Genomic DNA, 26692 nt, shown 5'->3' on the forward strand with positions numbered 1-26692 from the left:
ACTGCCCGCCTTGCGCATTCCCAGTTCCGGCTGACTTACGGGGGTCCCTTTGAACTCTACCGTCTTTGCGCCGTGGGACGACCCACAGGCGAAACCCTTGATCCAGTTCAAGAACGTCACCAAGCGATTTGGGGGATTCACGGCCATCGACAACCTGTCGCTGGATATCTTCGAACGTGAATTCTTTGCCCTGCTTGGTCCGTCGGGCTGCGGCAAGACCACGATGATGCGAATGCTGGCGGGGTTCGAGCAGCCCTCGGAAGGAACCATCCTGCTGAGCGGTCAGGACATCGCGCCGGTCCCGCCCAACAAACGGGCGGTGAACATGATGTTCCAGTCCTACGCGTTGTTTCCGCATCTGAACGTGTGGGACAACATCGCCTTTGGCCTGCGCCGGGACAACATGCCCAAGCATGATCTGGAAGACCGGGTCGAGGAAATGCTGCGCCTGACCCGGCTTGAAAAATTCGCCCGCCGCAAGCCACATCAGATCTCGGGCGGGCAGCGGCAGCGCGTGGCGCTGGCCCGGTCGCTGGCCAAGGCGCCCAAACTGCTGTTGCTGGACGAACCGCTTGGCGCGCTGGACAAAAAGCTGCGCCAGGACACCCAGTTCGAGCTGATGGACATTCAGGAAAAGACTGGCACCACCTTCGTGATCGTGACCCACGACCAGGAAGAGGCGATGACGGTCGCCAGCCGCGTTGCGGTGATGGATCAGGGCAAGCTGATGCAGGTCGCCACGCCAGACCGCATTTATGAAAACCCCAATTCCGTCTATGTCGCCGATTTCATCGGGGACGTGAACATCATCCAGGGCCGGGCCACCTCGATCGGCGAGGACACCTATCGCGTCGACTGGGCCGAGGGCCAGCCGCCGCTGACCGCGACGTCGGCCAACCGGTTTGCCGACGGTCAAACCTGCCACCTGGCCATCCGGCCGGAAAAGGTGACCATCTCGGCCGAGCGCCCCGCCGATGCCGTCAACGCCGTGCAGGGCAAGGTGCATGACATCGCCTATCTGGGCAATCTGTCCACCTATTACGTCGAACTGTCCAACGGCATCATCATCAAGGCGCAGACGGCCAATACCCGCCGCATCTCGCGCCGGTCCTTCACATGGGAAGACCCTGTCTGGCTGTCTTGGACGGCCACGGCGGCGGTTCTGCTGGCAGACTGATGCGCCGCGCGGTCCTGATCGCCATTCCCTATGTTTGGCTGTTGGCCCTGTTTCTGGTGCCGTTCTTCATCGTGTTGAAGATCTCGCTGTCGGACATCGCGCTTGCGATCCCGCCCTACACCCCGACCCTTGATCTGTCGCAGGGCTGGGCCGGGATCAAGGAATTCTTCAGCCAGTTGGATTTTGAGAACTTCGTCTGGCTAACAGAGGATGACCTGTACTGGAAAGCCTACCTGTCCAGCGTCAAGATCGCGCTGATCGCGACCGCGCTGACCCTGCTGGTGGGCTATCCGATCGCCTATGGCATGGCCCGAGCGCCCGAGGAATGGCGCCCGACGCTGATGATGCTGGTGATCCTGCCGTTCTGGACCTCGTTCCTGATCCGCGTCTATGCATGGATGGGGATCCTGTCGAACGAAGGCTACCTGAACCAGTTGTTGCTGTGGACGGGCATCATCTCGACCCCGCTGACCATCCTCAACACGCAGACGGCCGTCTATATCGGCATCGTCTACACCTATCTGCCTTTCATGATCCTGCCGATCTATGCCGCGCTCGATCGGTTGGACGGCTCGCTGATCGAGGCGGCCGAGGATCTGGGCTGTTCGCGTACGCAGGCCTTCTGGCTGGTGACCATCCCACTGTCGCGCCCGGGCATCATCGCGGGATGTTTCCTGGTGATGATTCCGGTGATCGGTGAATTCGTGATCCCGTCGCTGCTGGGCGGGTCGGGCACGCTGATGATCGGCAAGGTCTTGTGGGAGGAGTTCTTCTCGAACCGCGACTGGCCGGTGGCCAGCGCTGTGGCGGTGATCCTGCTGCTGATCCTGGTGATCCCGATCGTGCTGTTCCAGCGCAACCAGCAGAAACAGGCGGAGGCCGAGCAATGAACAGGCTGAGCTGGTTCAACACGGTCTCGCTGACGCTGGGCTTTGCGTTTCTGTACATCCCGATGGTGATCCTGATCATCTTCAGCTTCAATGAAAGCAAGCTGGTCACGGTCTGGGCTGGGTTCTCGACCAAATGGTACGGCGAGCTTATGCAGAACCAGGCGTTTCTGGATGCGGCCTGGGTCACCGTTCGCGTTGCCGTGTTCTCGTCGACGCTGGCGACCATTCTGGGCACCATGGCCGCCTATGTCATGGTGCGGGGCGGGCGGTTCTTTGGCCGCACGCTGTTTTCCGGGATGATCTACGCGCCGCTGGTGATGCCCGAGGTGATCACCGGCCTGTCGCTGCTGCTGCTGTTCATCGGCATCGGGCTGGACCGGGGCATCCTGACCATCGTACTGGCGCATACGACCTTTTCGATGTGCTACGTTTCGGTCGTGGTGTCCTCGCGGCTGGTGACGTTCGATCAGTCGCTGGAAGAGGCGGCGCTGGATCTGGGCTGCTCGCCGGCGCAGGCCTTTAGGTTGGTGACGCTGCCGATCATCGCGCCGGCGGTGATCTCGGGCTGGTTGCTGGCCTTCACCCTGTCGCTGGATGACCTGGTGATTGCGTCCTTCACATCCGGACCCTCGGCCACGACCCTTCCGATCAAGATCTTCTCGGCCGTGCGTTTGGGGGTCAGCCCCGAAATCAACGCGCTGTCGACCATCATGATCGCCGTGGTCACCGTCGGCGTGATCACCGCTTCGCTGGTGTCGAAACGCGCGATGCTCCGGCAGCGGCAAGAGGAACAAGCCGCCGCGCGCACCGAATGAAACGGATCTTTCCTGCCTACACCTATGGCCCCGGCCCGCGCGCGGCGTGCTGGTGGGATGAAACCGTGCCGGCCCCCGACTGGCCGGTACATGAAGGTGATCTATCGGTAGACGTTGCGATCGTCGGCGGCGGGTTCACCGGCATGTCGGCGGCGCTGCATCTGGCGCAGCAGGGCGTTTCGGTCGCCGTGTTCGAGACGGAAACGCCGGGCTGGGGCGCCTCGGGGCGCAACGGCGGGTTTTGCTGCAAGGGCGGGTCGAAACTGGGCCATGCCGCCATGGTGCGCAGATACGGCCCCGCAGCGGCCGAGGCCTATGCGCAAGCCGAGGCAAATGCGGTAGCGCTGGTTGCCCAACTGTTGTCGGCGCACGGGATTCAGGCGGATGTGCATTCGCAGGGCGAGACCCGGCTGGCCCACACGCCGCGGGCGATGGAGGCGCTGCGGCGCGATGCCGGGCCAGACGGTATTTTGCACGAGACCCGTGACCTGCCGAGTCTTGGGCTGGGTGGGCGCTTTTTCGGCGGATACACCGACCCGGTCGGGTTTGCACTGAACCCGCGCAAATACCTGTTTGGTCTTGCCATGGCCGCCCAGGCGCAGGGTGCGCGCCTGTTTCAGCGCAGCCCGGTGCAGGATGTCCGGCGCGCAGGATCCGGGTTCGCACTTGCGCTGCCGCGAGGCTCCGTGCGGTCCGAAACCGTTCTGATCTGTACCAACGGCTATTCCAGCGAAGACATGCCCGACTGGTTGTCGGGCCGCTACATGCCGGCACAGTCGACGGTCATGGTCACGCGCCCGCTGTCCGAGGCCGAGTTGCAGGCGCAGGGCTGGACGTCGCGCCAGATGGCCTATGATACACGCAACCTGCTGCATTATTTCCGACTGATGCCGGACAATCGGTTCCTGTTCGGAATGCGCGGTGGTCTGATGTCCTCGCCCCGGGCCGAGCGCGCGATCCGGCGCAAGGTGGTGCGGGATTTCGCCCGCATGTTTCCGTCCTGGGCCGGGGTTGAGGCAACGCATCTGTGGTCGGGAATGGTATGTCTTGCCCGCGATCTGGTGCCGTTTGTCGGGCCGGTCGCCGATCGGCCTGGCATGTTCGCGGGGCTGGCCTATCACGGCAACGGTGTTGCGATGGGCACGTTTTGCGGCCGAGCCCTGGCGCAGTTGGTCCTGGGGCAGGATGCGAACATCCCCGACCCCATCGCGCGCCCGCCGGGGCGGTTTCCGCTGGGTCGATGGCGGCGCTTGTTGATGCCGCCGGCTTATGCCGTCATGGCATTGGCGGATCTTTGATCCGGTCTAACGGGCGTCCGCCAGCCCCGCAAGTTCCAGCGATAATCCGTTCTCATAGGCCGGGGCGCCGTTTTCGACGCGCCACAGGCAATAGGCCGCCATTCGCCAAGCGTACCAGGGTTTGAGTTCACGGTATCGTTCCGCGGTTTCCGGGCAGCCATAGGCCTGCAGGAACCGGATTTCCTGATCGTGGGTCAGCGGGCGGCCGCGGTAAATCTGCTGCATCGCAGGTGACAGAAACAGGGCCAGATCCTCGCACCGATCCCCGACCGCAGGGCATTGCCAATCGATCAGCATCGCCCCCGAGGGCGAGGTCAAGATGTTGCCGGCTACCGGGTCGCCATGGATCAGGCAAATCCGAATTGTTGGCGGAACGCTTGTTTCTGGCATCAGCCCCTGCAGTGTCTTTCGGAGCTTGTCGTGGCAGCGGCTCAGAATCTCCGAGCCATGGCGAGCAAGATCGGCACTGCCGTTTCGACCGGCAGGCGCGGCAACAGGCGGATTCATGTCATGCAGGCGTCGTAGTAACCGGGCGACAGATTCGACACCCCTCTGCCAAGGGGCGCCCGGCGCATGGTCATACAATACCCAACCGTCCTTTCTGAAATGTCCCGAAGCACGCAGCCGAGGCGCCATACCCGTTTCTGACAGCGCCCGCAGGCAGGCCGCTTCAAGCCGTGCATCATTGCGGAACAACGGATTGGTCTGGGTCGTGTCATACAGCTTGAGGACCTTGTCCCGACCACGGTCCATGATTTTCCACACCCGGTTGGTTCGCCCGCCATACAGCTTTTGAAAGCTGGCCCCATGGACAATCAGGCCACCTTGGAAAAGGTGCTCGACAAGGCCTGATGGTGGCAAGAGAAGCTGGGACAGGGTGGCACCCTTCGACTGAGAATCCGGATGCGCCCAGCATTGGCCTGCGCATTGGTCAAGTTCAAGCGCTCGCGCGCACCGCCGCGACCTCGGTCGCCGAAAGTGACGCGCCGCTGTCCAGCATCAGCACGATTCCCCCTTTATCCAACTGCGCCTCAACGACGCGGCTGAAGGCCGCAGCCGGCTTCTGGGACAGCAGATTGTCCCCCTTGTAGCTTTCCAGACTGGCGGTATACGCCCCTTCGGCAACCGGCGCGCCCGTGATGTCCAGACCGGGCCAGACGAATTGCCGGTCTGTTGCGGGAACGTCCAGCCGGGTGACCACGTCACCATTGATGTCGCGTATGACAAGCACGGCCTTGTCGGCGTTGGGGTCGGGGTCAGCAAAGACCGTTCGCGGTTGTCCGCCAAATTGAAATGCGGCGGGCGCCCGCACCTCAACCCCGACCCATCCAGACAGTTCATCGAGATTCGCGCCGTTCAGTGCCGCGGCCAACCCGGTCAGCAACTTGTTGGTCTGGACCTGCTGTTCGACCATCGAAAACTGCGCCAGCTGGGCGGCATATTCGGAGGAATCCAGCGGCTCGAGCGGATCCTGATTCCGCGCCTGTGTGGTCAGCATCAGCAAGAAGGTTTCGAAATCGGATGCCAAACCCGAACTCTGCGATTGGGTTGTGGCTTGTCCCTGAGCTGTGGTCTGCGTCGCAGGGTTGGTGGCGTTGATCATGGGTCATAACCTCAAGTCGAGTGGGCGCGAAGGGTCGGGCCGGCGTGGAACCGGAGAATCGGGGTCGGGCGAAACGGGATCCGCCTCGGTTTGAATCGCGCCTTGATGCTTCGCTTCCCCCTGCGTTTCGGAGCCGGCGGCACCATTCGAATCGAATTCAAGGCCCCCATAGCCCAGTTGCTGGAACTCGGTCGACAGCAGCGAGATGTGGCGGCGCATCAGATCCAGGGTTTCCGGCCGTTCGGCGGCAATCACCAGGTGGATACCGTCTTCCCGACCCATCATTCTGATCGAGATTCGTCCCAGCTCTTCGGGGTTGAGCTGCAGCTCGATGCCGCCTCCTGCTCTCGCGGAAACCGATGCCGAAATCTGGCTGGCGATCGACCTGGCCAATTCAGCGCCCGAGGCGCGATGCAGCACGGCCGGCGGCGGCATGCTTTCATGTGCGGTGCGGGCGGCAGACGGCTGCACCAGCTGAGGCGTCTCACCCAGATCCTCAGGCGGCTCCTGCGTGTCAGGCTGAACCGGCGGGAGCGGCTGATGGGATTGATTGGGCGACAGAGACGCGGCTGCCGCCTCCATGTTGGTGGGCGCTACGATGGGGCGCTGACCGGAAACCGGCTTGGGTTGGGTCGAATCGGTCCAAGGCGTTTCCGAAGCGGCGCGCATGCCATGTTGCCGATCAGGCGATTCGGGGCGAAGCAGCAAGGCTTGGACGGCCGTCTCGCCCCGCGTGGTCGAGGAAAGCGAATCGGCGGTTTGTGATGACGGCTCGGCGGTTGTGGCGGACGAGTCTTCTTGCAAAGACCCCGTCCGAGGCGCCACCGCCGACACCCCTTGGCCGTCTGTCATGGTGGACTTGATAGTCTTGGACGCCGCGCCGATGGCCGGAGCGCCCGGTGCGGTGGCCGTATCGTGCGGAACCGGCTTCGACCCCTGTTGGCCCTGAGGTAAGGGCGGAGGCATCGCCGCCGCGTCGTCCGGAATCGCCGGAAGAACTTCCGAATTGACCGACTCGCCCTGGGCGATTTCCAGATCCCCGTCCTGCGCCGCCAAATCGTCAGGGACGACGATCGGGTCCGCCTCCGGTTTTTTCCGGTCTGATGGCTGCAATTCGGCCACGAAGTCCGCAAAAGCCTTCTCAGGCTCGGCCTTTCTTGTGTTGTACGCCGACAAAGCAGCGCTTTTCGCCGTTTGGTCGGGACTCACTGTCAGTGGGTTGGGCATTTTGCTCCGGCTCCGTCTGCATGATCCGAACCTGCCCGCAGGAAGTTACGTTTATTTTAACCGCTCTTCGCTTTCATCGGGAAAGTTTCTGACAATTTTCGGAGTTGCGCATGATGATTTCAGCACTCACCCAAACAGCCCGCCCGGACGTGGGGACCAAGCTCAAGGCCGCCGCGGTCGAGCTGGAGGCGACATTTCTTGCAGAGATGTTGAAGGCCGCCGGCATGGGGCAGGCGCGACAATCCTTTGGTGGCGGCGCGGGCGAAGACCAGTTCTCGTCCTTTCTGGTTCAGCAGCAAGCACTGCAGATGGCCCGGGCCGGCGGGATCGGGCTTTCGGAAATCCTGTGCACTGCAATGATGGAGAAAACCGATGCAAAGTGATAACCGGCGCGTTCAAGCCCAGGCGCTTGAGGAGATTCTGGATCAGGAACGGTCGGCCTTGCTCGAGGGTGACCTGGAGCGGCTGAGCCAGATGCTGCCGCGAAAGGAGCAGTTGATCGAGGACCTGAACGCGCTGGAGGTGTCGGACAGTGACGATCTGATCAGGCTTCAGGCGAAGGTCAATAGAAACCAGAGCCTGTTGAGCAGCGCGGCCGAAGGGATCCGGACCGTAGCCGACCGCATGGCGGAACTGCGGAAGGTGCGTCAGGAGTTCACCACATATGACGCCAACGGTCAGCGGACCGGTCACGCGGTGCGGCATGCGGCCAAGCTTGAAAAACGGGCGTGATGACATTTGATTCAAATGCGTTTTTTTCCACGGGCGCGCTTTAGCACTCCGTTAGGAGATCAAACCCGATAGTGGTCCGGCACCTGCAAGACGGGTGGCGCGAAGGCCGCAAGGTTCCTCGCACAGGTCAGAACGACATTTGGCCCGCCGATCCCGGCGGGGTGTCAATGGGCGAAGAAGGCCCGAACGAACAAAGGATGAAAAGCATGTCCAGCATTCTGACAAACAACGGCGCGATGGTTGCGCTGCAAACCCTGAAATCGGTCAACAAGAACCTGGCCGCCACCCAGAACGCGATCTCGACCGGCAAGGACGTGGCAACGGCCAAGGACAATTCGGCGGTTTGGGCAATCTCCAAGGTGATGGAGTCCGACGTCAACGGTTTCAACGCCATCAAGGACAGTCTGGCGCTGGGCGAATCGACCGTGGCCGTGGCTCGGAACGCGTCGGAAACCGTAACCGATCTGCTGACCCAGATGAAAAACAAGATCGTGGCGGCTCAGGAGGACAACGTCGATCGCAGCAAGATCAACGATGACGTAAGCGCCCTGCGCGATCAGATCGCATCGGTTGTCGGCGCGGCCCAGTTCAACGGGCTGAACCTGGTGGATGGATCGGCCGGCACGGCATCGATTCTAGCGTCGCTGGACCGCGACAGCACCGGGGCGGTGACTGCGTCGTCGATTACCGTGAACGGTCAGAACCTGTCGACCGGAGGCTATTCGAGCAAAGGCGTTCTGGCCGGGTCGGACAACGCCACGACCGACAACGATGCTGCGGGCTTTACCATGGACAAGGCTGGCGGCACCGGTGATATCGTGATCGACAGTTCGACCGACAACTTCGCCGCCGGCGACAAGGTGACGATCACCATCGGTGACAAGGTCGCGTCCTACACCGTCCAGGCCGGCGATCTCGATCCGTCGGGTACTTACGACTCGGCCTATACTGACGCGATTGTCGCAGTCGGCTTGAAGAACCAGATTGACGCGCTGGGCATCACCGGCGTGGCCATCGACTATGACTCCAGCGCGCCCGGCACCCTGACCTTCGTGACCGGCACCGCCGCGGCAGGGGCTGACGCAGATCGCGACGTCACCGTTTCGGCCCAGTTCACCAATGCCGGGTCCGGCGGGCTTGGCGCGCTGTCCTCGATCGATGTCTCGACGAGCGCGGGCGCCGCTGCGGCCCTGGGCACCATCGAGACCCTGATCGACACCGCGATCGACGCGTCGGCGGCATTCGGCTCGGCGCAGGGTCGGATCGAAACCCAGAAGGAGTTCATCTCGAACCTGACGGACTCGTTCAAATCGGGCATCGGCTCGCTGGTGGACGCCGACATGGAAGAAACTTCGGCCCGTCTGCAGGCCCTGCAGGTGCAGCAGCAGCTGGCGACGCAGTCGCTGTCGATTGCGAACCAGGCGCCGCAGTCGATCCTGTCATTGTTCCGCTGATCCCAAAGCAATCCCGGGGCGCAATCCACGCGCCCCGGTTCTGACCGCCAGACCCAGTCGGCCAATTGGAAGGATTTCAAGTGACACTGCAAACGCTTGCTCAACGCGCCTACGCGCAGTCTGCCGCTCCGACCCGCACCCCGCGTGATACCGAGTACGAGGCAATTTCGAAAATCACCCATCGTCTGAAAGCGGCCGCGGCGCGAAAGGCATCGGATTTTTCGGGTTTTGTTCAGGCCCTGCACGACAATCGCAGGCTTTGGTCGGTTCTGGCAAACGGTGTCGCGGACTCAGACAATGCCCTGCCGAATGACCTGCGGGCGCGTATATTCTATCTGGCCGAATTCACCGAACAGCACACCGGTCAGGTTCTTGCGAGGAAGGCCGGGATTGAGCCGCTGCTGGAGATCAATCTTGCGGTGCTGCGCGGCCTGCGTCAGATGGGTGCTTCGTAATGGCGGGCCTTGTTCTGAAGCTGGCGCCAAAAGAGCGCGTTCTGGTGAACGGCGTGGTGATCGAAAACGGAGACCGGCGCAGTCGGTTTTCCATCCTGACGCCGGATGCAAACGTTCTGCGACTGAGGGACGCCATCCATCCCAATGAGGCCACGACGCCCGTCCGCCGGGTGTGCTATGCGGCGCAACTGGTCCTATCGGGAGATCTGGATGCCGCTCAGGCACGCCAACAGCTCTTGCGACGCATCGAGGAATTGAGCCAGGTCTTCACCGACCCTGACAGCCGCCGCGTACTGGGGCAGGCAACCGAAGCCCTGGTGGCCGAGCAATATTACAAGTGCCTGAAGGCGTTGCGGTCGCTTTTGCCGCGTGAAGAACGCTTGTTGGCCTACCGCCAATGACCTTTCAGCCGGTCATACCAACTGGCGGGTTGGTCGGCTGGCGCTTTTTGCAACGCACCTATGATGCCCAGTTGCAGGCATTTTCGTCTTCGGCCGTGAACGAGCGGGACACGCAGTATTTTTTAGAGAATATCCGCAACGTGCAGTCCGCCGAAGACCTGGTTTCGGATCGTCGGCTTTTGAGCGTTGCTCTGGGTGCCTTCGGGTTGGAGGACGACCTGGACAACCGGTATTTCATCCAGAAGGTTCTGTCCGACGGAACCAGCGCCGATGACGCTCTTGCCAACCGCCTTGCCGACAGCCGGTACCGCGAGTTTTCAGAGGCGTTCGGACTGGGGCCAGGTGAGGTGAAAAAAACGGTCCTGATCACGGATATGGAGCAGATCGCCCAGAGAAGCATCGTGTCCCGGTTCGAAACCTCGGTGGGTGAAACGGACGATTCCATGCGGATCGCGCTTTTCGCACAGCATGCCTTGCAGGACCTCGCGTCGCAGTCGGGAAGCGAAACAAAGAAATGGTACGACTTGATGAGTTTGCCGCCGTTGCGCAGCATGATGGAAACCGCGCTGGGGTTGCCATCAAGTTTCGGGCAGCTGGATATCGACAAGCAACTGGAGATTTTCCGGGACAAACTGTCGGGTTTGACCGGGTCCGGTGACCTGTCGCAGTTCTCCTCGGACGCGGCGGTGGAAACCCTGACCGACACCTATCTGGCGCGCCGTCAGATCGCCGATCTGCAAAGCACGATTTCGCCGGCGCAAACGGCTTTGATCTTGCTGGGCGGATCGGCGTGACCCGGTTTCGGGGTCGCTGCTGGCCAGCCGGAGGCGGGTTAGTTGCGTCCCTTGCGGATGCTTCTGACGCCGCGCTGTACAAGCCGGCTCAACCGCCAAGGAGAGCTTCGGCCGGAGTATGCAGGGCAAAGCAGGTGACGGGGCGCGAGACATTGTGGAGCTTGAGCGGCCCCAGCGGCACGACGTCGGCGCATTCGGGTGCGATGTCCTCTGACACGAGGATGCGGTGGCCATTGGTCTTGCCCAATTCTCCCAGCCGAGCGGCGATGTTCGCGGCCCGGCCGATCACGGTGAAATCCAGCCGCTCGCGCGAGCCGACATTGCCGTAGGTGACCCGACCATAGGCGATGCCGATCGAGCAGTCGCAATGATGGTCAGCATCGGATGCCTTCAGTTCGGCCAATTGCTCGACGATCTTGATGGCGCTGCGTTGTGCGTTTGACCGCGCCCGTGCGGGTTCGTCTCCGGCGGGAAAGACCGCAAGTACGGCGTCGCCGATGAATTTCAGAACCTCGCCGCCATTTGCATGCACGATCCCCGAGACGGTTTCGAAGAACGCGTTAAGCAAGGTGATGTAGGCCGACCGTCCCAGTTTTTCCTCGAGACTGGTTGAATTGCGCAGGTCGCAGAACATTATCGCGGCATCGATGTCATCGCCGTCACCGCGCCGGATGTCGCCGCCCAGAACACGGGCGCCCGTGCGCTTGCCCACATAGGTCTCGAGCAGGGCCTGGGCGTTTTCGCGCTGGGTGAAGACCTCGTAGAAACGGGCGATGACGGAGGCGCATTCAAAGACCAGTCCGAGGTTCTCGGTCGTGAACCCATCCGGGTGGTCGCAGGTCAGGGTCAGGACATTTATGCGACCATCCGAGAACGGCAGGGGCATGGCGACATAATCCGTGCCGCCCTTGGCGCGCAGGTCTTCCATGATCGGGAAGCTGTGGCGCGGGTTGGCATCGGTCAACCGCTGCCGGACGCCACCCAGACCGTTCGACACATGCCGCAGCGGGCTGTTGATGAAGGCCGGGTGGTCATGGATTTCATAGGTGGGAACATTGGTCGAAATCTCTTCGGCGCCCTTCTCCCAGATATAGTGTTTGCCGGCGATCAGCGGGTGCAGCGACCAGACTAGTACGCTGAGTCTTTGGATTGCGATTCCATGCTGCTGCATGTTCTCGGCCAGCGCCTTGGTGAAGGCTTCGGGTGTTCGAATCGTGCCGGCGCCCCGCATCAGCCAATCGATCAAGGGGCCGCTGATGTTGCCGTCCTGTACGCTGCGCAGCTGGTTTTCGCCAAGGTCGATGTGGGTATAGGTCTCGGGCATGAAACCGATATGGCCTTGGATGGCCTCGCTTTCGGGCAGCGAATCCTCGTAGGCCCAGACCGAATTGGACAGCCGTTCGTCGCCCAGGATCACGTCATGATAGGTGGCGGTGCCTTTGAACGGGCAGAAGGTCTGCAGATCGGTCTCGGGGCCGAGGTCGACGCAAACGTCTTCGCGCGGCACATAGATGACCGGTGCCAGCCGCGTTTCATACATGATCTTTGCATTGGTGCTTTCGGCCAGAACAAGATCGTCGCGGTAGATCGCGACGCGCCCTGTCAGCCGCTCGATCGCGATTTCATAGCCTTTGGTTTCGGGCGGGGCGTGGACGTTCATCAGCAACCTCCCGTGCCGGGTTTCTAAAGGATGGGCCCTACACGGCGGTTTTCCAAGGGGGGCAACGCAGATTTTACCGGTCGGGACCCGAGCCCGTCAGACCATCTTGATGACGTCCTTGTCGATCGACAGCATATAGCCTTTTTTGGCGATGTTCTTCACCAGCAACTCGCTGACCATCTGGTTGCCCAGCGCGTCGCGCAGCCGCTTGATGCGGGTCGCACCAGCGGCTTCGTCACAATCGCTGGCGTCTCGGCCCGAGATCATCGCTTCGATCTGGGCACCTGACAGAACTTCGTCGTCCAGCCGCGATTCGGCCAGCACCGACAGGGTCTCCATGGCGGCGGGCGTGAGTTTGAAATCCATGTTGTTCAGGTACACCGTGTTTTCCTCGCGGCTGATGAGCAGCGAGGTCACCTGGATGCCGGTGCGTTCGATCTGGGCCATGCGGCGGTTCAGTGCGGTCAGCATCACAAGAAAGACCAGCGCGGCCACAAGCATGGCGGTTGCAAATACCAGCAGCACGAAGATCACCATCCGGTAGCTGGCCAGCGTGTCTGCAAAGGCGGTCCCCGATTGGGCGAGGATTTCCAGCAGGCGGATCTCGGCTTGGGTGGTCAGATCGCTTTCGACGAACAGCCGCTCGACCCGCGCGTTGAAGGCGTTAGCGTCCGGAAGCGTCCAGAACAGGAAGGCTGCCGCCGTGATCAGGATGAGGACGATCGCCGCGATGCCAAAACCGACCAGCCGGGCCCCAGAACGCCGCGCCTCAGAAACGGAGAAAGAATTTTCCGGCATTTTCCTTCCTTTGATCCAGACCCTCGGGGCCAAAGACCGAGATGACGTTCAGCAGCGTCCAGCCCGACTTTTTCAGCCGCTTTGCAATCTCTTGCCTGGCTGGCCCCGGCTGGCAGACCGGGACCTCCATCACGCCATAGTGCAGGCGCAGCGGGTTGTCCTGTTTGGCCTTGTAGTCGGCATAGCACTCTGCCGCCGCAGTGGTGGCGAGAAGCGATAGCAGCGTGGAAACCGCCAGGAAAGAGAGGATCTGTCTCATGGGCCGTATCCTGCGCATGGCTTGGTGCGATATTCAATATCTCAGGGGGGTTACACCAATGATATCGGATATCACCGGGCCGATATTGCCTGTCTTGCAGGGCCGGCGGCAAGGATGGTGCATCACTTCCGACGGTCGCAGACGCGGCCACACAGTTCATCCGAAAGGACGTGTCCGATGCACAAGAAATTCATCGCCCTGGTCGTGTCGACCGCCATTGCCATCACCGGGATTTCGGCCTCGAAGGCGCGGGCTGCCGATGCCCATGACATCCTGGGCGGTCTTGCCGCCATTGCCCTGCTTGGCGCGGCCATCAATCATTTCGACAAACAGAAACGGCCCAAGACGGTCACCCGTACCTACAATCACATCTACACCCCGCCAAAAGTGCAACCACCTGTCCGGCGTCCACACCATGTGCGCCCTCTGCCGCCCCGGGTTGCGCGCTATGACTTGCCGCAGCAGTGCCTGCGGGTCTTCAAGCACTATTCCACAGAGCGGCCGCTCTTGGCGACGAAATGCCTGGACAAGCACTACGACTATTCGGCCAGCCTGCCGCAACAGTGCAAGGTTGGATTCTGGAACGGCAAGAAGGTCGAGCGTGCGTACGAGCCGGCCTGTCTGCGCCAGAAGGGATACCGCGTGGTTTACTAGTAATACGTTTCGAGCAGGAGCGGCGCCGTCAGACGCGCCGTGCGGGAAGGGGGCGGCGCCGATCGCCCCCTTCTTTTGTCTTGCGGATCGGGGCGAAACACGGTTTGCCAATGGCATGACGACTCCGAATTTCGAACTGGAACAGGCGCTGATCGCGCAAGGCTACGCTAGGATCGCCGGCGTGGACGAGGTGGGGCGCGGCCCGCTGGCCGGGCCTGTTGTGGCCGCAGCGGTCATTCTGAACCCGCAGGACGTCCCCGAGGGTCTGAACGATTCCAAGAAATTGACCGCCCGCCGGCGGCTTGCGCTGGATGCGGATCTGCGCGCCCGGTCCGAATATGCCATTGCCGAGGCCAGCGTGGCCGAGATTGACGACCTCAACATCTTGTATGCTTCGCACCTGGCGATGGAGCGCGCCGTGGCGGCGCTGAAGCCGTCGCCGGACTATGTGTTGATCGACGGCAATCTGATCCCCAAGGGTCTGACCGTGCCGGCGCAGGCTGTGGTCAAAGGCGATGCGAAGTCAGTCTCGATTGGGGCGGCGTCGATCCTTGCAAAGAATTGGCGCGATCAGGTGATGGTGGATTTGGCGCAACAGCATCCTGGCTATGGCTGGGAAACCAATGCGGGCTATCCGTCCAAACAGCATCGCGAGGCGCTGCAAAATCTTGGGGTAACCCCACATCATAGACGTTCGTTCAAGCCCGTCCACAATATCTTGTATCAAGAGTAAATCGTAACCCCATGATTCAAAAAAGAAATTGACGGCGAATCCGGTTTGACTCATCCTTGTCTCAACCAAATGAGCGCAAAAGCGCCGTGGATATTGAGGCAGAGAAATGACGAAAACCCAGACACAGGGCGCGGCCGCGCTCCCATTAAACACGATTCTTTCCGGCGACTGCATCGAGGTGATGAACAGTCTGCCCGAGGCGTCGGTGGATCTGATTTTTGCCGATCCGCCGTATAACCTGCAGCTGAAGGGTCAGTTACACCGCCCCGACAACAGCCAGGTCGATGCGGTGGATGACCACTGGGACCAGTTTTCCAGCTTTGCCGCCTATGACAAGTTCACCCGGGCCTGGCTGAAGGCCGCGCATCGGCTGCTCAAGCCCAACGGGGCGATCTGGGTGATCGGCTCGTATCATAACATCTTCCGTGTGGGCTCGGCCCTGCAGGATGCGGGCTATTGGATCCTGAATGACGTGATCTGGCGCAAGTCGAACCCGATGCCGAATTTCCGCGGCAAGCGGTTCACCAACGCGCATGAAACGATGATCTGGGCCAGCAAGCGGGAAGGGGCCAAATACACCTTCAACTACGAGGCGCTGAAGGCGTTGAACGAAGGCGTACAGATGCGCAGCGACTGGGTGCTGCCGATCTGCACGGGCCACGAACGTCTGAAGGATGAAAACGGCGACAAGGCGCACCCGACGCAAAAGCCCGAGTCGCTGCTGCACCGGGTTCTGATCGGTTCGACCAACCCGGGCGACGTGGTGCTTGACCCGTTCTTCGGCACCGGAACCACCGGCGCAGTGGCCAAGATGCTGGGACGCGAGTTCATCGGGATCGAGCGCGAGGAAAGCTATCGCAAAGTGGCCGAAAAGCGCATCGCCAAGGTGCGCAAGTTCGACCGTGACGCGCTTGAGGTCAGCGCCAGCAAGCGCGCCGAGCCGCGCGTGCCCTTCGGTCAGTTGGTCGAACGCGGCATGCTGCGCCCGGGCGAAGAGCTGTATTCGATGAACCGGCGTCACAAGGCCAAGGTGCGAGCCGACGGCACGCTGGTGGGCGACAACATCAAGGGTTCGATCCATCAGGTGGGCGCGCATCTGGAAAACGCGCCGTCCTGCAATGGTTGGACGTACTGGTGCTTCAAACGCGACGGAAAAACGGTTCCGATCGACGTGCTGCGCCAGCAGATCCGGGCCGAACTGCACAACTGATCACACCCATACCGCCGGTGCCTGTGGCCTGACACATGGTACCACGCCTTGCCCCGCCGAACCCGGCGGGGTCTTTTGTTTTTGGCCCGGTGATGTTTGGATGGTCGGACCTCATATCCCGCTACAATGCGAGGGAGCATCAGCCAATGACCGACACCGCCGCCACCCCGTCCCGGTTCGGGCGGTTTTTCGTGACCACGCCGGACAGGTTCGATCTGGACAACAAATACACCGAGGCCGCGCTGGAACGGCACAAGCGCGAAGGGCTGGAACTGGCCGTCCGCGCCCGCTGGATCGCCATGGCGCTGACCGGTGTCCTGCTGGTGTTTCTGAACCCGAACTGGGATGTGATGTGGTACCATTTCATCCTGCTGCTGCTCTGCGGCAACGGCTGGTTGATCCGTCGCGCCGGCCGGGTGGGCCAATCCCGGATCGAGCTGTTGTTGATTTTCGCCGATCTGCTGATCATGACGCTGGGCATGATCGTCCCCAACCCGTTCAGCGACGATGTGCGCCCACTGGCGATGCAGTACCGGTTCGACAATTTTCAGTATTTCTTCGTCATCTTGGCCGCGGGTACGCTGGCCTATTCCTGGCGGACGGTGATCGCCATGGGCAGCTGGACGGCCCTGATGTGGACGGTGGGCTGGATCGTCGCCTGGTGGGTGGCCACGCCCATCCCCGGGCTCAGCGAGGCGGTCGCCGCCGCGTTGCAGGGCTATCCTGCCGTGGCTGAATTGTTGGACCCAAACAGCTTCATGGTTCCGATGCGCGTGCAAGAGGTGATCGTGTTCATGATGGTCGCGGTCACGCTGGGCGTGTCGATGCGGCGGCTCAATCGCCTGTTGATCTCAAACGCCGGGCTGGAACGAGAACGCGCCAACCTGTCGCGATACTTCTCGCCCAACGTGGTTGAGCAACTGAGCCAGAACGACGAGCCGCTCAAGCAGGTGCGCAAGGAAAACATCGCGGTTCTGTTCATCGACATCATCGGCTTCACCAAATTTTCGGCCGGGCGTGACCCCTATGAAGTGATCGAGGTGCTGCGGGGCTTTCACGCGCGAATGGAGGCCGAGGTGTTTCACCATCACGGCACGCTGGACAAATATCTGGGCGACGGTCTGATGGCCACGTTCGGCACTCCGGTTCCGACCCCGTTGGACGCGGTCAACGCCCTGTCCTGCGCGCGGTCGATGGTGGACATCATCGACCGGTGGAACCTGGAACGGCGCCGGGCCGGGGAAGAAGAGATCCAGGTGGGCATCGGAGTGCATTTCGGCCCGGTGGTTCTGGGCGATATCGGCGCCAATCGGCTGGAATTCGCGGTGATTGGAGACGCGGTGAACGTGGCCGCCAAGCTTGAGGCGATGACCCGCGAGATGGGGGCCCGTGTCGTGGTCTCGGACGAGCTGCGTGAACAGGCGTTACGGCAAGCGGATTCTGCCGTCGACCTGATGGCTGGGTTCGTCCGGCATGACCGGCAGGTGATCCGCGGGGTCGACCAGCCGATGACCATCTGGACGCTCTAGGCGCGCGGCATCGGCAGCTCTGCTCTGTTGTAGGGCCGCCAGTTGGTGATCTCGGGATAGTACTGCTGCCGCCAGGCCCGCACCCGCGGGTTCATCATGCGCCGCCACAGCGGTGGGATCATTGCCGCGACCGTCATCACCGGATAGCCATAGGGCAGTTGCGGGGCCGCCTCGGCTGGGTGGTTCTGCAGCAGCGGAAACCGCCGGTTGGGCTTGTAATGATGGTCCGAGTGGCGTTGCAGATTGATCAGCAGCCAGTTCGAGGCCTTGTGCGCGGCGTTCCACGAATGGCGCGGCCGGACATGTTCGTATTTGCCGTCGCCCAGGTATTTGCGCGTCAGTCCATAATGCTCGACATAGTTGACCAGCTCCAGCTGCCAGATCGCGGTGCCCGCCTGAACCAGGAACAGCCCCAGCCCCGCCCATCCGCCGAGCAGCAGCGCCAGCGCCAGCATCAGCCCCTGCAGCCCCCAGTACCGCCAGAACGGGTTCGACCGGTCCGTCCAGCTCAGCCCCTTGCGCGCCAGCTTGGCCTTCTCGGCCTGAAACGCGGACACCAGGCACTGGCGCAGGACGCGCGGATAAAAGCGGTGGAACCCTTCGTTGTAGCGCGCGGTCACGGGGTCGCGGGGCGTGCCCACATAGCGGTGATGCACCAGCAGGTGTTCGGATCGGAAATGCGAATACAGCACCATCGCCAGTAGGATGTCGCCCAGCCACCGTTCCAGCCGGCCCTTCTGGTGCATCAGCTCGTGGCTGTAGTTGATGCCGATCGTACCCGAGATCACGCCCATCCCGAAGAAAAGTCCGATCTTTTCCAGCGATGACAGGTGTTCGGCGCGGGTGGCGTACCAGATCAAGCCATAGAGCGTGAAAAACTGGACCGGCACCCAGGCCTTGGTCAGCAGGACGTACCAGCGCAGCGCGTCCTCGGGCGTTTCGGGGTCGGCGTTTTCAAGGTTCAGCCCGGTCAGGCCGTCCAGCGCCGCAAACAGCCACCAGGTAGACAGTGGCACCAGCAGCACCCACCAGCCGCCGGCAAAAGCGGTGAACCACAGGATCGGGATCAAAAGGAAGGAAACCCAGAAGGGCAGGGCCGATTGCCAGCGCGACAGGGTGTCAGTCGGGATCATGGTTCAGGCTCCGAAACTCTGCCGTCAGGGTAATCCCGCCCGCTGCGTTTTCCCAGAGGTCGAACTGCCGCGCCATAGATCATGCGCCTTGCGCATCACGGTCGGAAGGTCGCTGGGGCGAAAGGAATGTTTGGGCGTCACCAGCAACCCCTCGGGGTTCACCTCCGCGGGCACGGCGGCGGTCCAGACGCGCAGGATAAGGTGGAAATGGGTAAAGGTATGGCGCACCTCGGCGGGCAGCAGGGTCCAATCGGCCGGAAAGGGCGGCGCCTCGGCTGTGTCCTCGGCCCAGTCCGAGCCTGGAAAGCCCAGCATCCCGCCCAAAAGCCCGGTCTCGGGGCGGCGTTCCAGCAGGATTGCGCCATCGGCGCGCTGCGCGATGTAGACATGACCGATCCGGGTGGGTTTCGGCGCCTTGGGCGCCTTGCGCGGCAGGTCGGCCTGGGTTCCGGCAGCGCGGGCCTGGCACGGGTCTCGCAGGGGGCAGATGCCACAGGCCGGAGACTTCGGCGTACAGATCGTGGCACCCAGATCCATCACCGCCTGGGCATAGTCGCCGGGGCGTTCGTCCGGGGTCAGCTCGGCGGCCTTCGCCTTCAGAAGAGGCTTCGATTTCGGCAACGGGTCGTGGATGTCATGCAGCCGGGCCATGACCCGCTCGACATTTCCATCGAGCACGGTTTCGGGGCGGTCAAAGGCGATGGCCGCGATGGCAGCAGCGGTGTAGGGGCCGATGCCGGGCAGCATCAGCAGCGCATCATGGCTGTCGGGAAAGCGCCCGTCATGCTGGTCCACCACCGTGCGGGCGCATTTCAGCAGGTTGCGGGCGCGGGCGTAATAGCCCAGCCCGGCCCATTCCGCCATCACCTCGTCGTCGGGTGCGGCGGCCAGCGCCCGGACATCCGGCCAGCGCGAGGTGAAGCGCAGGAAATAATCCCGCACGGCGGCCACCGTGGTCTGCTGCAACATCACCTCGGACAGCCACACGCGATAGGGGTCGGGCTGCACGCCCGAGGCCCTGTCGGCGGGGCTGACCCGCCACGGCAGGTCGCGGGCATGTCGGTCGTACCAGGCAAGCAGGCCGCGGCTCAGGTCGAAGGTGGCGGTGTCACGCAAGTTTTATCCATTTCTCTGTCGGGTTTCGCTGGCGCCCGGATGCACGCCCATTACAATAGCGGCGCAGGAGTTGGAAACCAGATGCAACCAAGACGGTCCACCACCCGCGGGTTCAAACGCACCGCGTCCTTGCTGAGCGATCGGATCCGGAAAGCCGGTGAAAGCCGCGGCTTTGCCGTGTCGCGGCTGTTGACCCATTGGGCCGATATCGTGGGCCCCGACATCGCCGCCATCGCACGGCCGGTCAAGGTGGGCTATGGCAAGGGTGGGCTCGGCGCCACGCTGACCGTGCTGACTACCGGACCGCAGGCTCCGATGCTGGAGATGCAGAAGGACCGTCTGCGCGACAAGGTGAATGCCGTCTATGGCTACAACGCCATCAGCCGCATCCGCATCACCCAGACGGCTCCCACAGGATTTGCCGAGGGGCAGGCCAGTTTCGAACACCGTCCGAAACAGGCGAAACCCACCATCGCACCGGAAGTCGTTGCCGAGGCAGACAAAGTCACGCGCGAAGTTCACGACCAAGACTTGCGTGCTGCCCTTGAACGACTGGGCCGGAACGTTCTATCCAAACAAAAATCTCTGAGAAAGGGCTGAGAATGAGCCGTATCGCAACCGCAATCTGTGCGGTCATCGCCGTGGCCGCTGGCGGCTATTGGCTGACCCAATCGCCAAGCACCGTGCCTGTGCCACAACTGGTCGGCAGCGCTGAAGCGCAAAGCGCCGATCTGGACACCTCGAGCATCGTCGAGATGGTTCAGGGGGCCGAGGATGCACCGGTCGAGATCATCGAATATGCGTCCTATACCTGTCCGCATTGCGCGAATTTCCATCAAGGGCCGTACAAGCAGCTCAAGAAGGAGTACATCGACACCGGAAAGGTCAAGTTCATCTACCGCGAGGTCTATTTCGACCGCTACGGCATCTGGGCGTCGATGGTGGCGCGCTGCGGTGGCCCCGAGAAGTTCTTTGGCATCACCGACCTGATCTATCAGGGCCAGTCCGATTGGACTCGCGCCGGCGGCCCGGCCGAGATCGTGGAAGAACTGCGCAAGATCGGCCGTCTGGCCGGGCTGAGCAATGATCAGCTTGAAGCCTGCCTTCAGGACGGTACCAAGGCGCAAACCCTCGTCGCCTGGTACCAGAAAAACGCTGAGAAAGACGGTATCCAGGCCACCCCGTCCTTCGTCGTCAACGGAAAGAAGGTCGACAACCAGTCCTATGACGAGTTCAAGGCTCTGATCGAAAAGGAACTGGGCAACTGATGACCGGGCCACTGGCCGGTCTCAAGGTTGTCGAGCTGGCGCGCATTCTGGCTGGCCCCTGGGCCGGCCAGACTTTTGCCGATCTGGGCGCTGAGGTCATCAAGGTGGAATCCCCGGCCGGTGACGACACCCGCGCCTGGGGTCCGCCTTTCGTGACCCGCGATCAGGATGTCTCGGCGGCTTATTACCACTCGACCAATCGCGGCAAGGCGTCGGTGATCGCCGATTTCTCGACCCCCGAAGGGCAGGAGAAGGTGCGCGCGCTGGTCGCTGACGCCGATGTGGTGATCGAGAATTTCAAGGTCGGCGGGCTGAAGAAATACGGGCTCGACTATGACAGCCTCAGCCAGTTGAACCCGCGCCTCGTCTATTGCTCGATCACCGGGTTCGGGCAGACCGGACCTTATGCGCATCGGGCTGGCTATGATTTCATCATCCAGGGCATGTCGGGGCTGATGTCCGTGACCGGAGAACCCGATGGCCAGCCGCAGAAGGCAGGTGTGGCGATCACCGATGTGTTCACCGGCATCTATGCGGTGGCCGGGGTTCTGGCGGCGCTGCACCAACGCCAGCGCACCGGGCGCGGGCAGCATGTGGACATGGCCCTGCTGGACGTGGCCGTGGCAGTCACGGCAAACCAGGCGCTGAACTATCTGACCACGGGCCAGGTGCCGCAGCGCATGGGCAATGCACATGTGAACTTGGCGCCTTATCAGGTGTTCGACTGTGCCGACGGACACATCATTATCGCCACCGGCAATGACCGGCAGTACCGGCGCCTGTGTCAGGTGTTGAACCTGCCCGACATGGCCGAGGCGCCCGAATATCTGCACAACAAGGACCGGCTGGCCAATCGCCGCACCCTGATCGCACGGCTGAACGGCGCCACGGCGACCTGGGCCAAGGCCGACCTGCTGGCCGCCTGCGAGGCGCAAGGCATCCCCGCCGGGCCGATCAACACGTTGGACGAAGTCATGGCCGATCCGCAGGTGATCGCGCGCGGCATGCAGATCGAACTGGACGGGGTGCCTGGAATCCGCGCGCCGTTCGTCTTTTCGGATGCCGATCTGAACTTGTCGCGCCCCGCCCCGAAACTGGGCGAAGACGACTAGGGCGGCGGCGCGGCCGTCAGCAACCGCTGACGCACGTCGTCGGCCTGATCCACCTGCAGGCGCACCGGCAGGGTGATGACCTTGCTGCGGAAGGCGGGCGGCAGGCGAACGGCGTCTTTTTCGGTGGTGACCATCTGCGCACCCAGCAGCCGCGCCTCGTTTTCCAGCCGGGTCATCAGGGCCGGCGTCAGCGGCTGGTGATCGTCCAGCGCCTCGGCCCGCAGCAGCCGCGCGCCCTGTTGGCGCAGGGTCTGAAAGAACTTCTCGGGGTGGCCGATACCAGCAAAGGCCAGAACCGGAGTCTCGCTCCAGTCCATCCCGGTTTGCAGCGCCGTGACTTGACCGGTTGCGTGCGGAACGCCCAGCTTGTTGCCCCATAGCTGCGCGAACCGCTCCTGCGCGGCCGGATCGCCCAGCGACAGCACCAGATCGGCCCGTTGCAGCCCGACATCGACCGGCTCGCGCAGCGGTCCGGCGGGCAGGCACAGGCCGTTGCCAAAGCCGCGGGCCGCATCCACCACGACGATCGAGAATGTCTTGGCCACCGAAGGATTCTGGAACCCGTCGTCCAGCACGATCGCGGTGGCGCCGGTTTCGGCTGCGGCGCGGGCGCCGGCGGCACGGTCCTTGGCGACCCAGACCTCGGCGAAGGCCGCCAGCAGCAGGGGCTCGTCCCCGACCTGGGCGGCCGTGTGCCGCAATGGGTCCACCCGAACCGGACCTTCGAGCGATCCGCCATGGCCGCGGGTAACCACATGCGGGGTGTGATACGCATCGCGCAATTGCTCCAGAACCCAGATTGCCGTCGGTGTCTTGCCGGTACCGCCGGCATTCAGGTTGCCGACGCAGATCACCGGCACACCCGGATCGACTCCGGGCCCAGCCGCCACCCGCCGGGCCGTGGCCCGCGCGTATATCCGCCCCAGCGGCGCCAGAAGGCGCGCGCGCAGACCGGTCCGGTCCGGAGGGGTATCCCAGAATTCAGGTGCTCGCATCGTCCATCCGGCCTTTGTCCAACTGGTCCTGAACCATGTCGATCAGCGTGTCCACCTGCGGGGCCCCCTCGGTCACCAGATCCCAACCGGCCAAGGCCATGTCGGCCGCCCGGTCGGGGGCCAGCAGATCGACCAACGTATCGCCCAGCTCGGTTGCGCTTCTGATCACGCAGGCTGCCGAGGCGTTGTCCAGTTGGCCGTAGATGTCCTGATGATGGCCTACGAAAGGGCCGTGAATGACGGCCGACCCCAGCGCGGTCGCGATGATCGGGTCGCAACCGACGCTGCCCTGCTCGAGCGATCGCCCTAGGAAGGTGACCGGGCACAACCGGTACCACAAGCCCAGCGTTTCGGGGTCGTCGCACAGGATCACCTGGGTCACGTCCTCGATCGGGTCGCCGTTTTCCCAGTTGGCGCATCTGAGATCCATGTCTTCGAGCCGGCGCCGAAGCGGGGCGACCTCGCCCCGGTCGGAGACATGCAGGACCATCGCCAGCCGCGGAAGCATCCGCATGGCCTGCCGATGCGCGCTCAGCACCGAGATGACCTCGCGCGGTTCCACCCAGGCCGCCAGCCAGACCGGGCGCCCCGACACCGCATGTGTTGTTTCGATCAATTCGTCCTCGGGCCAAGATTGCAGCGTCGGATTGATGCGCAGAGGCGGGGAAACCGACACTTTGTTCGTCGCCACGCCGAGTCTGCGGATCTGTCGTGCGGTTTCCTCGGACGTTACGTGGATGGCCTGAAAACAGTCGAAGGTGTGGCGGGCGATGTCGGGTACCCATTTCGCCGCCGGCGCTGCGCGGATATCCGGTTCGGCCTCGAGCAGGATCAGAGGTATTCCGGCGTCATGTGCGCGGATGACGAGGTTGGGCATGAGCCCACCGCCAACCCACAACCCGAGATCGGGTTGCCAGTGGTCCAGAAAGCTGCGTGCCGCGCCGGTCCTCTCGGCCGGAAGGCAGACGACAGGGGCGTCGTCCGAGGTCCAGCCGGTCAGGTCTGTCTCGGGCGGAGCGGTTCTGAGGATCGATAGTCCGGGCCGGGTCTGCTGCAACCGTCGGCAAAAGTCGTTCGCCGCGCGCAGGCGGCGCCGGTCGGCGATATGAAACCACAACAGTTCGCCCGCGGGGCGCGGGGGGGTGCCGTGATCCTGCGGTCTGGGTACACCCCAGGACAGCACCCGGTAGGCCGCGAGGCTGAGAGAGCGCTGTCTGCTCATGCCGGCAGGCCTTGGTCTGCAGGCGGTGCCAGCCGTCGGATCAGCAGCTCGTGCAGCCGGGGGCCGGCGGCCACGACGCCGTTCAGTCGCGGGTTCGGATTGTTGAACCGCAACCGGTCGCCGGCACGGTCCGAGCACTGCCCGCCGGCTTCGTGCAGAATCAGTTCGCCGGCGGCGATGTCCCATTCCCAGCTTGGGCGCAGGGTCAGCATCCCATCAAACCGCCCCTGCGCGACCAGGGCCATGCGGTAGGCCAGCGAAGGCCGGTAGGCCCGACGAAACGAGGGCGGTCTGGCGTCTTTCCAATGTCGCGGGTCGAGGCTGGGTTTGGCGGCCAGCACTTCGGCCTCGGATTCCGACCGGACCCGGGTCGCCTGAATAGGCTGGCCGTTCAACGTGGCGCCCCCGCCACGCTCCGCCGCGAACAGCAGGTCGCGCAGGGGCAGATAGATGACAGCCGCGATCACCTGCCCGTGCTCGGCCACCGCCAGCGAATGCGCCCAGGTGCTCGAACCTTCGGCAAAGCTGCGGGTGCCGTCGATCGGGTCGATGATGAAGACACGGTCGCGGGTCAGCCGGTCGGGGTTGTCTTCGGTTTCTTCGCTTAGCCAGCCATAGCCGGGCCGGGCGGCGGGCAGGCGCTGTTCCAGCATCGCGTTCACGGCCAGATCGGCCTCGGTGACGGGGCCCGCGCCTTGCGGTTTGTCCCAGCGCCGGGCGTCGCGACCCGAATACCGCGTGGCGATCTTGCCGGCCTCGCGCGCCGCGTCGATCAGCAGGAGCAGGTCAGTTTCCGGCAAGCGTCATCCCTTCGATCAGCAGCGAGGGCACCACCCGCGAAAGATAGGGGCGCGCGTCGTTGGCCGGAATGATCCGCATCAGCATCTCGCGCAGGTTTCCGGCGATGGTGCATTCGTTCACCGGATAGGCGATTTCGCCGTTCTCCACCCAGAACCCCGCCGCCCCGCGCGAATAGTCACCGGTGTTGGGGTTGATCGTCGATCCGATCATCGAGGTCACCAGCAGCCCGGTGCCCATGTCGCGCAACAGATCCGCGCGCGTCGCTGTGCCCTGGGTCAGACTCAGGTTCCAGTTGCTGGGCGAGGGCGGGCCGGACACGCCACGGGCGGCGTTGCCGGTGGGCGCCATGCCCAGCTTGCGCGCGCTGGACAGGTCCAGCGTCCAGCCGGTCAGAACGCCGTCTTCGACGATCGCACGATGGGCGGTCGGCAGCCCCTCGGCGTCAAAGGGTCGCGATCCCGAAATGCGCGGGCGGTGCGGATCCTCGACCAGAGACAGGTGTGCGGGCAGAACCTGCTGGCCCAGGCTGTCCTTCAGCCACGATGCGCCGCGCGCAACCGCCGCGCCATTGCTGGCCGCCAGAAGATGCCCGATCAGCGAGGATGAAATCCGTTCATCGAACAGTACCGGGAACTGGCCGGTCTGCGGCTTGCGCGCACCGACCCGCTGCACCGCGCGTTCACCGGCGGTCCGGCCGATCTCGTCCGGGCTGCGCAGGTCGGTCTGAAAGGTGCGGCTGTCCCCGTCATAGTCGCGCTCCATCCCGGTGCCTTCGCCCGAGATCGCCACGCAGGACACCGACCGGGTGCTACGGGCATAGCCGCCCGAGAATCCGTTGGTGGCCGACAGATGCACCCGATGCGTCCCATAGGCGGCAGCTGCATCCGACACCTGCGTCACGCCCGGAACTGCCAGGGCGGCGGCCTCAGCGGCCAGCGCGTCCTGCATCAGCGCGTCGGCGGAAGGTGCGGGCGACGGATCAAAAAGTTCCAGCGCGTCGCCGTCCCAGTTCCGCGCCAGTTGGTCGGGATCGGCCAGCCCAGAAAAAGGGTCTGCGGGGGCCTCGCGGGCCATGGCCACGGCGCGATCGGCCATGGCTTGCAGTGCTTCGGGGCGGCTGTCCGACCCGGACACGATGGCCTGACGCTGGCCCAGAAAGACCCGCAACCCGACATCGATGCTTTCGGCGCGCTCGGCATGCTCCAGCTTGCCGCCGCGCACCTCGACCGAAACCGAGGCCCCGTCGATCACGATCGTGTCCGCCGCCTCGGCCCCGGCTTTGGCGGCCAGTTCGATCATCCGGGCGCTGATTGCTTCGAGTGTGTTGGTCATGTGGCCTCCGACTGCTTGCATTGG

Annotated in this window: 29 protein-coding genes; 17 read left to right on the plus strand and 12 right to left on the minus strand. The window is 63.2% G+C overall.

Going from position 1 to position 26692, the window contains the following annotated elements; genetic code table 11:
- Window positions 1–49: 49 nt before the first annotated feature.
- Genes AC2FMN_RS12855 through AC2FMN_RS12870 form a run of 4 tightly spaced genes read left to right on the plus strand, consistent with a single transcriptional unit; the run spans window position 50 to window position 4180 of the window.
- Complete coding sequence (locus AC2FMN_RS12855; RefSeq protein WP_496680747.1) at window positions 50–1177, plus strand: ABC transporter ATP-binding protein; 1128 nt, start codon at window positions 50–52, stop codon at window positions 1175–1177.
- Complete coding sequence (locus tag AC2FMN_RS12860) at window positions 1177–2067, plus strand: ABC transporter permease subunit (protein WP_496688618.1); 891 nt, start codon at window positions 1177–1179, stop codon at window positions 2065–2067. The genes AC2FMN_RS12855 and AC2FMN_RS12860 overlap by 1 nt, the downstream gene beginning before the upstream one ends.
- The gene (locus AC2FMN_RS12865; protein ID WP_496680750.1) at window positions 2064–2882 is read left to right on the plus strand and encodes an ABC transporter permease; all 819 of its coding nucleotides are present in this window, start codon (window positions 2064–2066) and stop codon (window positions 2880–2882) included. The genes AC2FMN_RS12860 and AC2FMN_RS12865 overlap by 4 nt, the downstream gene beginning before the upstream one ends.
- The gene (locus AC2FMN_RS12870; protein ID WP_496688619.1) at window positions 2879–4180 is read left to right on the plus strand and encodes an NAD(P)/FAD-dependent oxidoreductase; all 1302 of its coding nucleotides are present in this window, start codon (window positions 2879–2881) and stop codon (window positions 4178–4180) included. The genes AC2FMN_RS12865 and AC2FMN_RS12870 overlap by 4 nt, the downstream gene beginning before the upstream one ends.
- A gap of 6 nt (window positions 4181–4186) precedes the next feature.
- On the opposite strand, the gene AC2FMN_RS12875 is transcribed toward AC2FMN_RS12870, so the two are convergent.
- The 3 genes from AC2FMN_RS12875 to AC2FMN_RS12885 all read right to left on the minus strand — a co-directional run bounded on the left by AC2FMN_RS12875 (window position 4187) and on the right by AC2FMN_RS12885 (window position 7010).
- Entirely contained in the window at window positions 4187–5041 is an 855-nt protein-coding gene (locus AC2FMN_RS12875; protein ID WP_496680755.1) for a phosphotransferase family protein, read from the minus strand.
- A gap of 76 nt (window positions 5042–5117) precedes the next feature.
- Entirely contained in the window at window positions 5118–5783 is a 666-nt protein-coding gene (locus tag AC2FMN_RS12880; RefSeq protein WP_496688621.1) for a flagellar hook capping FlgD N-terminal domain-containing protein, read from the minus strand.
- Window positions 5784–5786: 3 nt separating this feature from the next.
- Window positions 5787–7010 (minus strand): flagellar hook-length control protein FliK, encoded by a 1224-nt coding sequence (locus AC2FMN_RS12885; protein WP_496688623.1) that lies wholly within the window; start codon window positions 7008–7010, stop codon window positions 5787–5789.
- Between the two features lie 110 nt (window positions 7011–7120).
- On the opposite strand from AC2FMN_RS12885, the gene AC2FMN_RS12890 reads away from it, so the two are divergent.
- The 6 genes from AC2FMN_RS12890 (at window position 7121) to AC2FMN_RS12915 (ending at window position 10846) form a co-directional block, all read left to right on the plus strand.
- Window positions 7121–7393, plus strand: a complete 273-nt coding sequence (locus AC2FMN_RS12890) for a rod-binding protein (protein WP_496680761.1) — start codon at window positions 7121–7123, stop codon at window positions 7391–7393.
- A complete protein-coding gene (locus AC2FMN_RS12895; RefSeq protein WP_496688624.1) occupies window positions 7383–7742 on the plus strand; it encodes a flagellar biosynthesis protein FlgN in 360 nt (119 codons plus the stop codon). Before AC2FMN_RS12890 ends, AC2FMN_RS12895 begins: the two co-directional genes overlap by 11 nt.
- A 206-nt stretch (window positions 7743–7948) precedes the next feature.
- The gene (locus tag AC2FMN_RS12900; RefSeq protein ID WP_496680766.1) at window positions 7949–9196 is read left to right on the plus strand and encodes a flagellin N-terminal helical domain-containing protein; all 1248 of its coding nucleotides are present in this window, start codon (window positions 7949–7951) and stop codon (window positions 9194–9196) included.
- Between the two features lie 80 nt (window positions 9197–9276).
- Window positions 9277–9651, plus strand: coding sequence for a flagellar biosynthesis regulator FlaF (gene flaF, locus AC2FMN_RS12905; protein WP_496680768.1), 375 nt, complete (start codon window positions 9277–9279; stop codon window positions 9649–9651).
- Window positions 9651–10052, plus strand: a complete 402-nt coding sequence (flbT, locus tag AC2FMN_RS12910) for a flagellar biosynthesis repressor FlbT (protein WP_496680771.1) — start codon at window positions 9651–9653, stop codon at window positions 10050–10052. Before flaF ends, flbT begins: the two co-directional genes overlap by 1 nt.
- The gene (locus AC2FMN_RS12915; protein ID WP_496688626.1) at window positions 10049–10846 is read left to right on the plus strand and encodes a DUF1217 domain-containing protein; all 798 of its coding nucleotides are present in this window, start codon (window positions 10049–10051) and stop codon (window positions 10844–10846) included. The genes flbT and AC2FMN_RS12915 overlap by 4 nt, the downstream gene beginning before the upstream one ends.
- Window positions 10847–10934: 88 nt before the next feature.
- Here the strand turns inward: AC2FMN_RS12915 and AC2FMN_RS12920 are convergent, their stop codons facing one another.
- The 3 genes from AC2FMN_RS12920 to AC2FMN_RS12930 form a co-directional block, all read right to left on the minus strand.
- Entirely contained in the window at window positions 10935–12506 is a 1572-nt protein-coding gene (locus AC2FMN_RS12920; protein WP_496688628.1) for a DUF427 domain-containing protein, read from the minus strand.
- 96 nt (window positions 12507–12602) lie between these two features.
- Window positions 12603–13304, minus strand: a complete 702-nt coding sequence (locus AC2FMN_RS12925; RefSeq protein ID WP_496683970.1) for a winged helix-turn-helix domain-containing protein — start codon at window positions 13302–13304, stop codon at window positions 12603–12605.
- Entirely contained in the window at window positions 13276–13563 is a 288-nt protein-coding gene (locus AC2FMN_RS12930; RefSeq protein ID WP_496683969.1) for a hypothetical protein, read from the minus strand. Before AC2FMN_RS12930 ends, AC2FMN_RS12925 begins: the two co-directional genes overlap by 29 nt.
- A gap of 177 nt (window positions 13564–13740) precedes the next feature.
- Between AC2FMN_RS12930 and AC2FMN_RS12935 the strand changes: the two genes are divergently transcribed.
- The 4 genes from AC2FMN_RS12935 (at window position 13741) to AC2FMN_RS12950 (ending at window position 17689) form a co-directional block, all read left to right on the plus strand.
- Window positions 13741–14217, plus strand: a complete 477-nt coding sequence (locus tag AC2FMN_RS12935) for a hypothetical protein (protein ID WP_496688630.1) — start codon at window positions 13741–13743, stop codon at window positions 14215–14217.
- Between the two features lie 115 nt (window positions 14218–14332).
- Window positions 14333–14950 carry a ribonuclease HII gene (gene rnhB / locus AC2FMN_RS12940; RefSeq protein WP_496688632.1) on the plus strand — a complete coding sequence of 206 codons (618 nt, stop codon included), beginning with the start codon at window positions 14333–14335 and terminating at the stop codon, window positions 14948–14950.
- Between the two features lie 106 nt (window positions 14951–15056).
- Window positions 15057–16160: a site-specific DNA-methyltransferase gene (locus AC2FMN_RS12945; RefSeq protein ID WP_490361517.1), complete on the plus strand. Its 1104-nt coding sequence runs from the start codon at window positions 15057–15059 to the stop codon at window positions 16158–16160.
- Window positions 16161–16306: 146 nt separating this feature from the next.
- Window positions 16307–17689, plus strand: coding sequence for an adenylate/guanylate cyclase domain-containing protein (locus AC2FMN_RS12950; RefSeq protein ID WP_496688633.1), 1383 nt, complete (start codon window positions 16307–16309; stop codon window positions 17687–17689).
- On the opposite strand, the gene AC2FMN_RS12955 is transcribed toward AC2FMN_RS12950, so the two are convergent.
- On the minus strand, window positions 17686–18822 hold the full coding sequence (locus tag AC2FMN_RS12955; RefSeq protein ID WP_496688635.1) for an alkane 1-monooxygenase: 1137 nt from the start codon (window positions 18820–18822) through the stop codon (window positions 17686–17688). The genes AC2FMN_RS12950 and AC2FMN_RS12955 overlap by 4 nt on opposite strands.
- Before the next feature lie 24 nt (window positions 18823–18846).
- Window positions 18847–19938 carry an A/G-specific adenine glycosylase gene (mutY, locus tag AC2FMN_RS12960; protein ID WP_496688637.1) on the minus strand — a complete coding sequence of 364 codons (1092 nt, stop codon included), beginning with the start codon at window positions 19936–19938 and terminating at the stop codon, window positions 18847–18849.
- An 81-nt stretch (window positions 19939–20019) separates the two neighbouring features.
- Between mutY and AC2FMN_RS12965 the strand changes: the two genes are divergently transcribed.
- The 3 genes from AC2FMN_RS12965 to AC2FMN_RS12975 are packed head-to-tail and all read left to right on the plus strand — an operon-like array spanning window position 20020 to window position 22318.
- Window positions 20020–20538: a DUF721 domain-containing protein gene (locus AC2FMN_RS12965; RefSeq protein ID WP_496683957.1), complete on the plus strand. Its 519-nt coding sequence runs from the start codon at window positions 20020–20022 to the stop codon at window positions 20536–20538.
- Between the two features lie 2 nt (window positions 20539–20540).
- Window positions 20541–21206, plus strand: coding sequence for a DsbA family protein (locus tag AC2FMN_RS12970; RefSeq protein ID WP_496688638.1), 666 nt, complete (start codon window positions 20541–20543; stop codon window positions 21204–21206).
- Window positions 21206–22318, plus strand: coding sequence for a CaiB/BaiF CoA transferase family protein (locus AC2FMN_RS12975; protein WP_496688640.1), 1113 nt, complete (start codon window positions 21206–21208; stop codon window positions 22316–22318). The genes AC2FMN_RS12970 and AC2FMN_RS12975 overlap by 1 nt, the downstream gene beginning before the upstream one ends.
- Here the strand turns inward: AC2FMN_RS12975 and lpxK are convergent.
- From lpxK to AC2FMN_RS12995, 4 genes are read right to left on the minus strand one after another with little or no spacing between them, the layout of a single operon-like run.
- Window positions 22315–23313 carry a tetraacyldisaccharide 4'-kinase gene (gene lpxK / locus AC2FMN_RS12980; RefSeq protein WP_496688642.1) on the minus strand — a complete coding sequence of 333 codons (999 nt, stop codon included), beginning with the start codon at window positions 23311–23313 and terminating at the stop codon, window positions 22315–22317. The two genes, AC2FMN_RS12975 and lpxK, sit on opposite strands and share 4 nt — an antisense overlap.
- Window positions 23300–24535 carry a 3-deoxy-D-manno-octulosonic acid transferase gene (locus tag AC2FMN_RS12985; RefSeq protein ID WP_496688644.1) on the minus strand — a complete coding sequence of 412 codons (1236 nt, stop codon included), beginning with the start codon at window positions 24533–24535 and terminating at the stop codon, window positions 23300–23302. Before AC2FMN_RS12985 ends, lpxK begins: the two co-directional genes overlap by 14 nt.
- Complete coding sequence (locus AC2FMN_RS12990; RefSeq protein ID WP_496688646.1) at window positions 24532–25335, minus strand: inositol monophosphatase family protein; 804 nt, start codon at window positions 25333–25335, stop codon at window positions 24532–24534. The genes AC2FMN_RS12985 and AC2FMN_RS12990 overlap by 4 nt, the downstream gene beginning before the upstream one ends.
- Window positions 25322–26668: a TldD/PmbA family protein gene (locus tag AC2FMN_RS12995; RefSeq protein ID WP_496688647.1), complete on the minus strand. Its 1347-nt coding sequence runs from the start codon at window positions 26666–26668 to the stop codon at window positions 25322–25324. The genes AC2FMN_RS12990 and AC2FMN_RS12995 overlap by 14 nt, the downstream gene beginning before the upstream one ends.
- Between the last annotated feature and the right edge of the window lie 24 nt (window positions 26669–26692).

The organism is Ruegeria sp. BHSC037 (genome assembly GCF_059613045.1).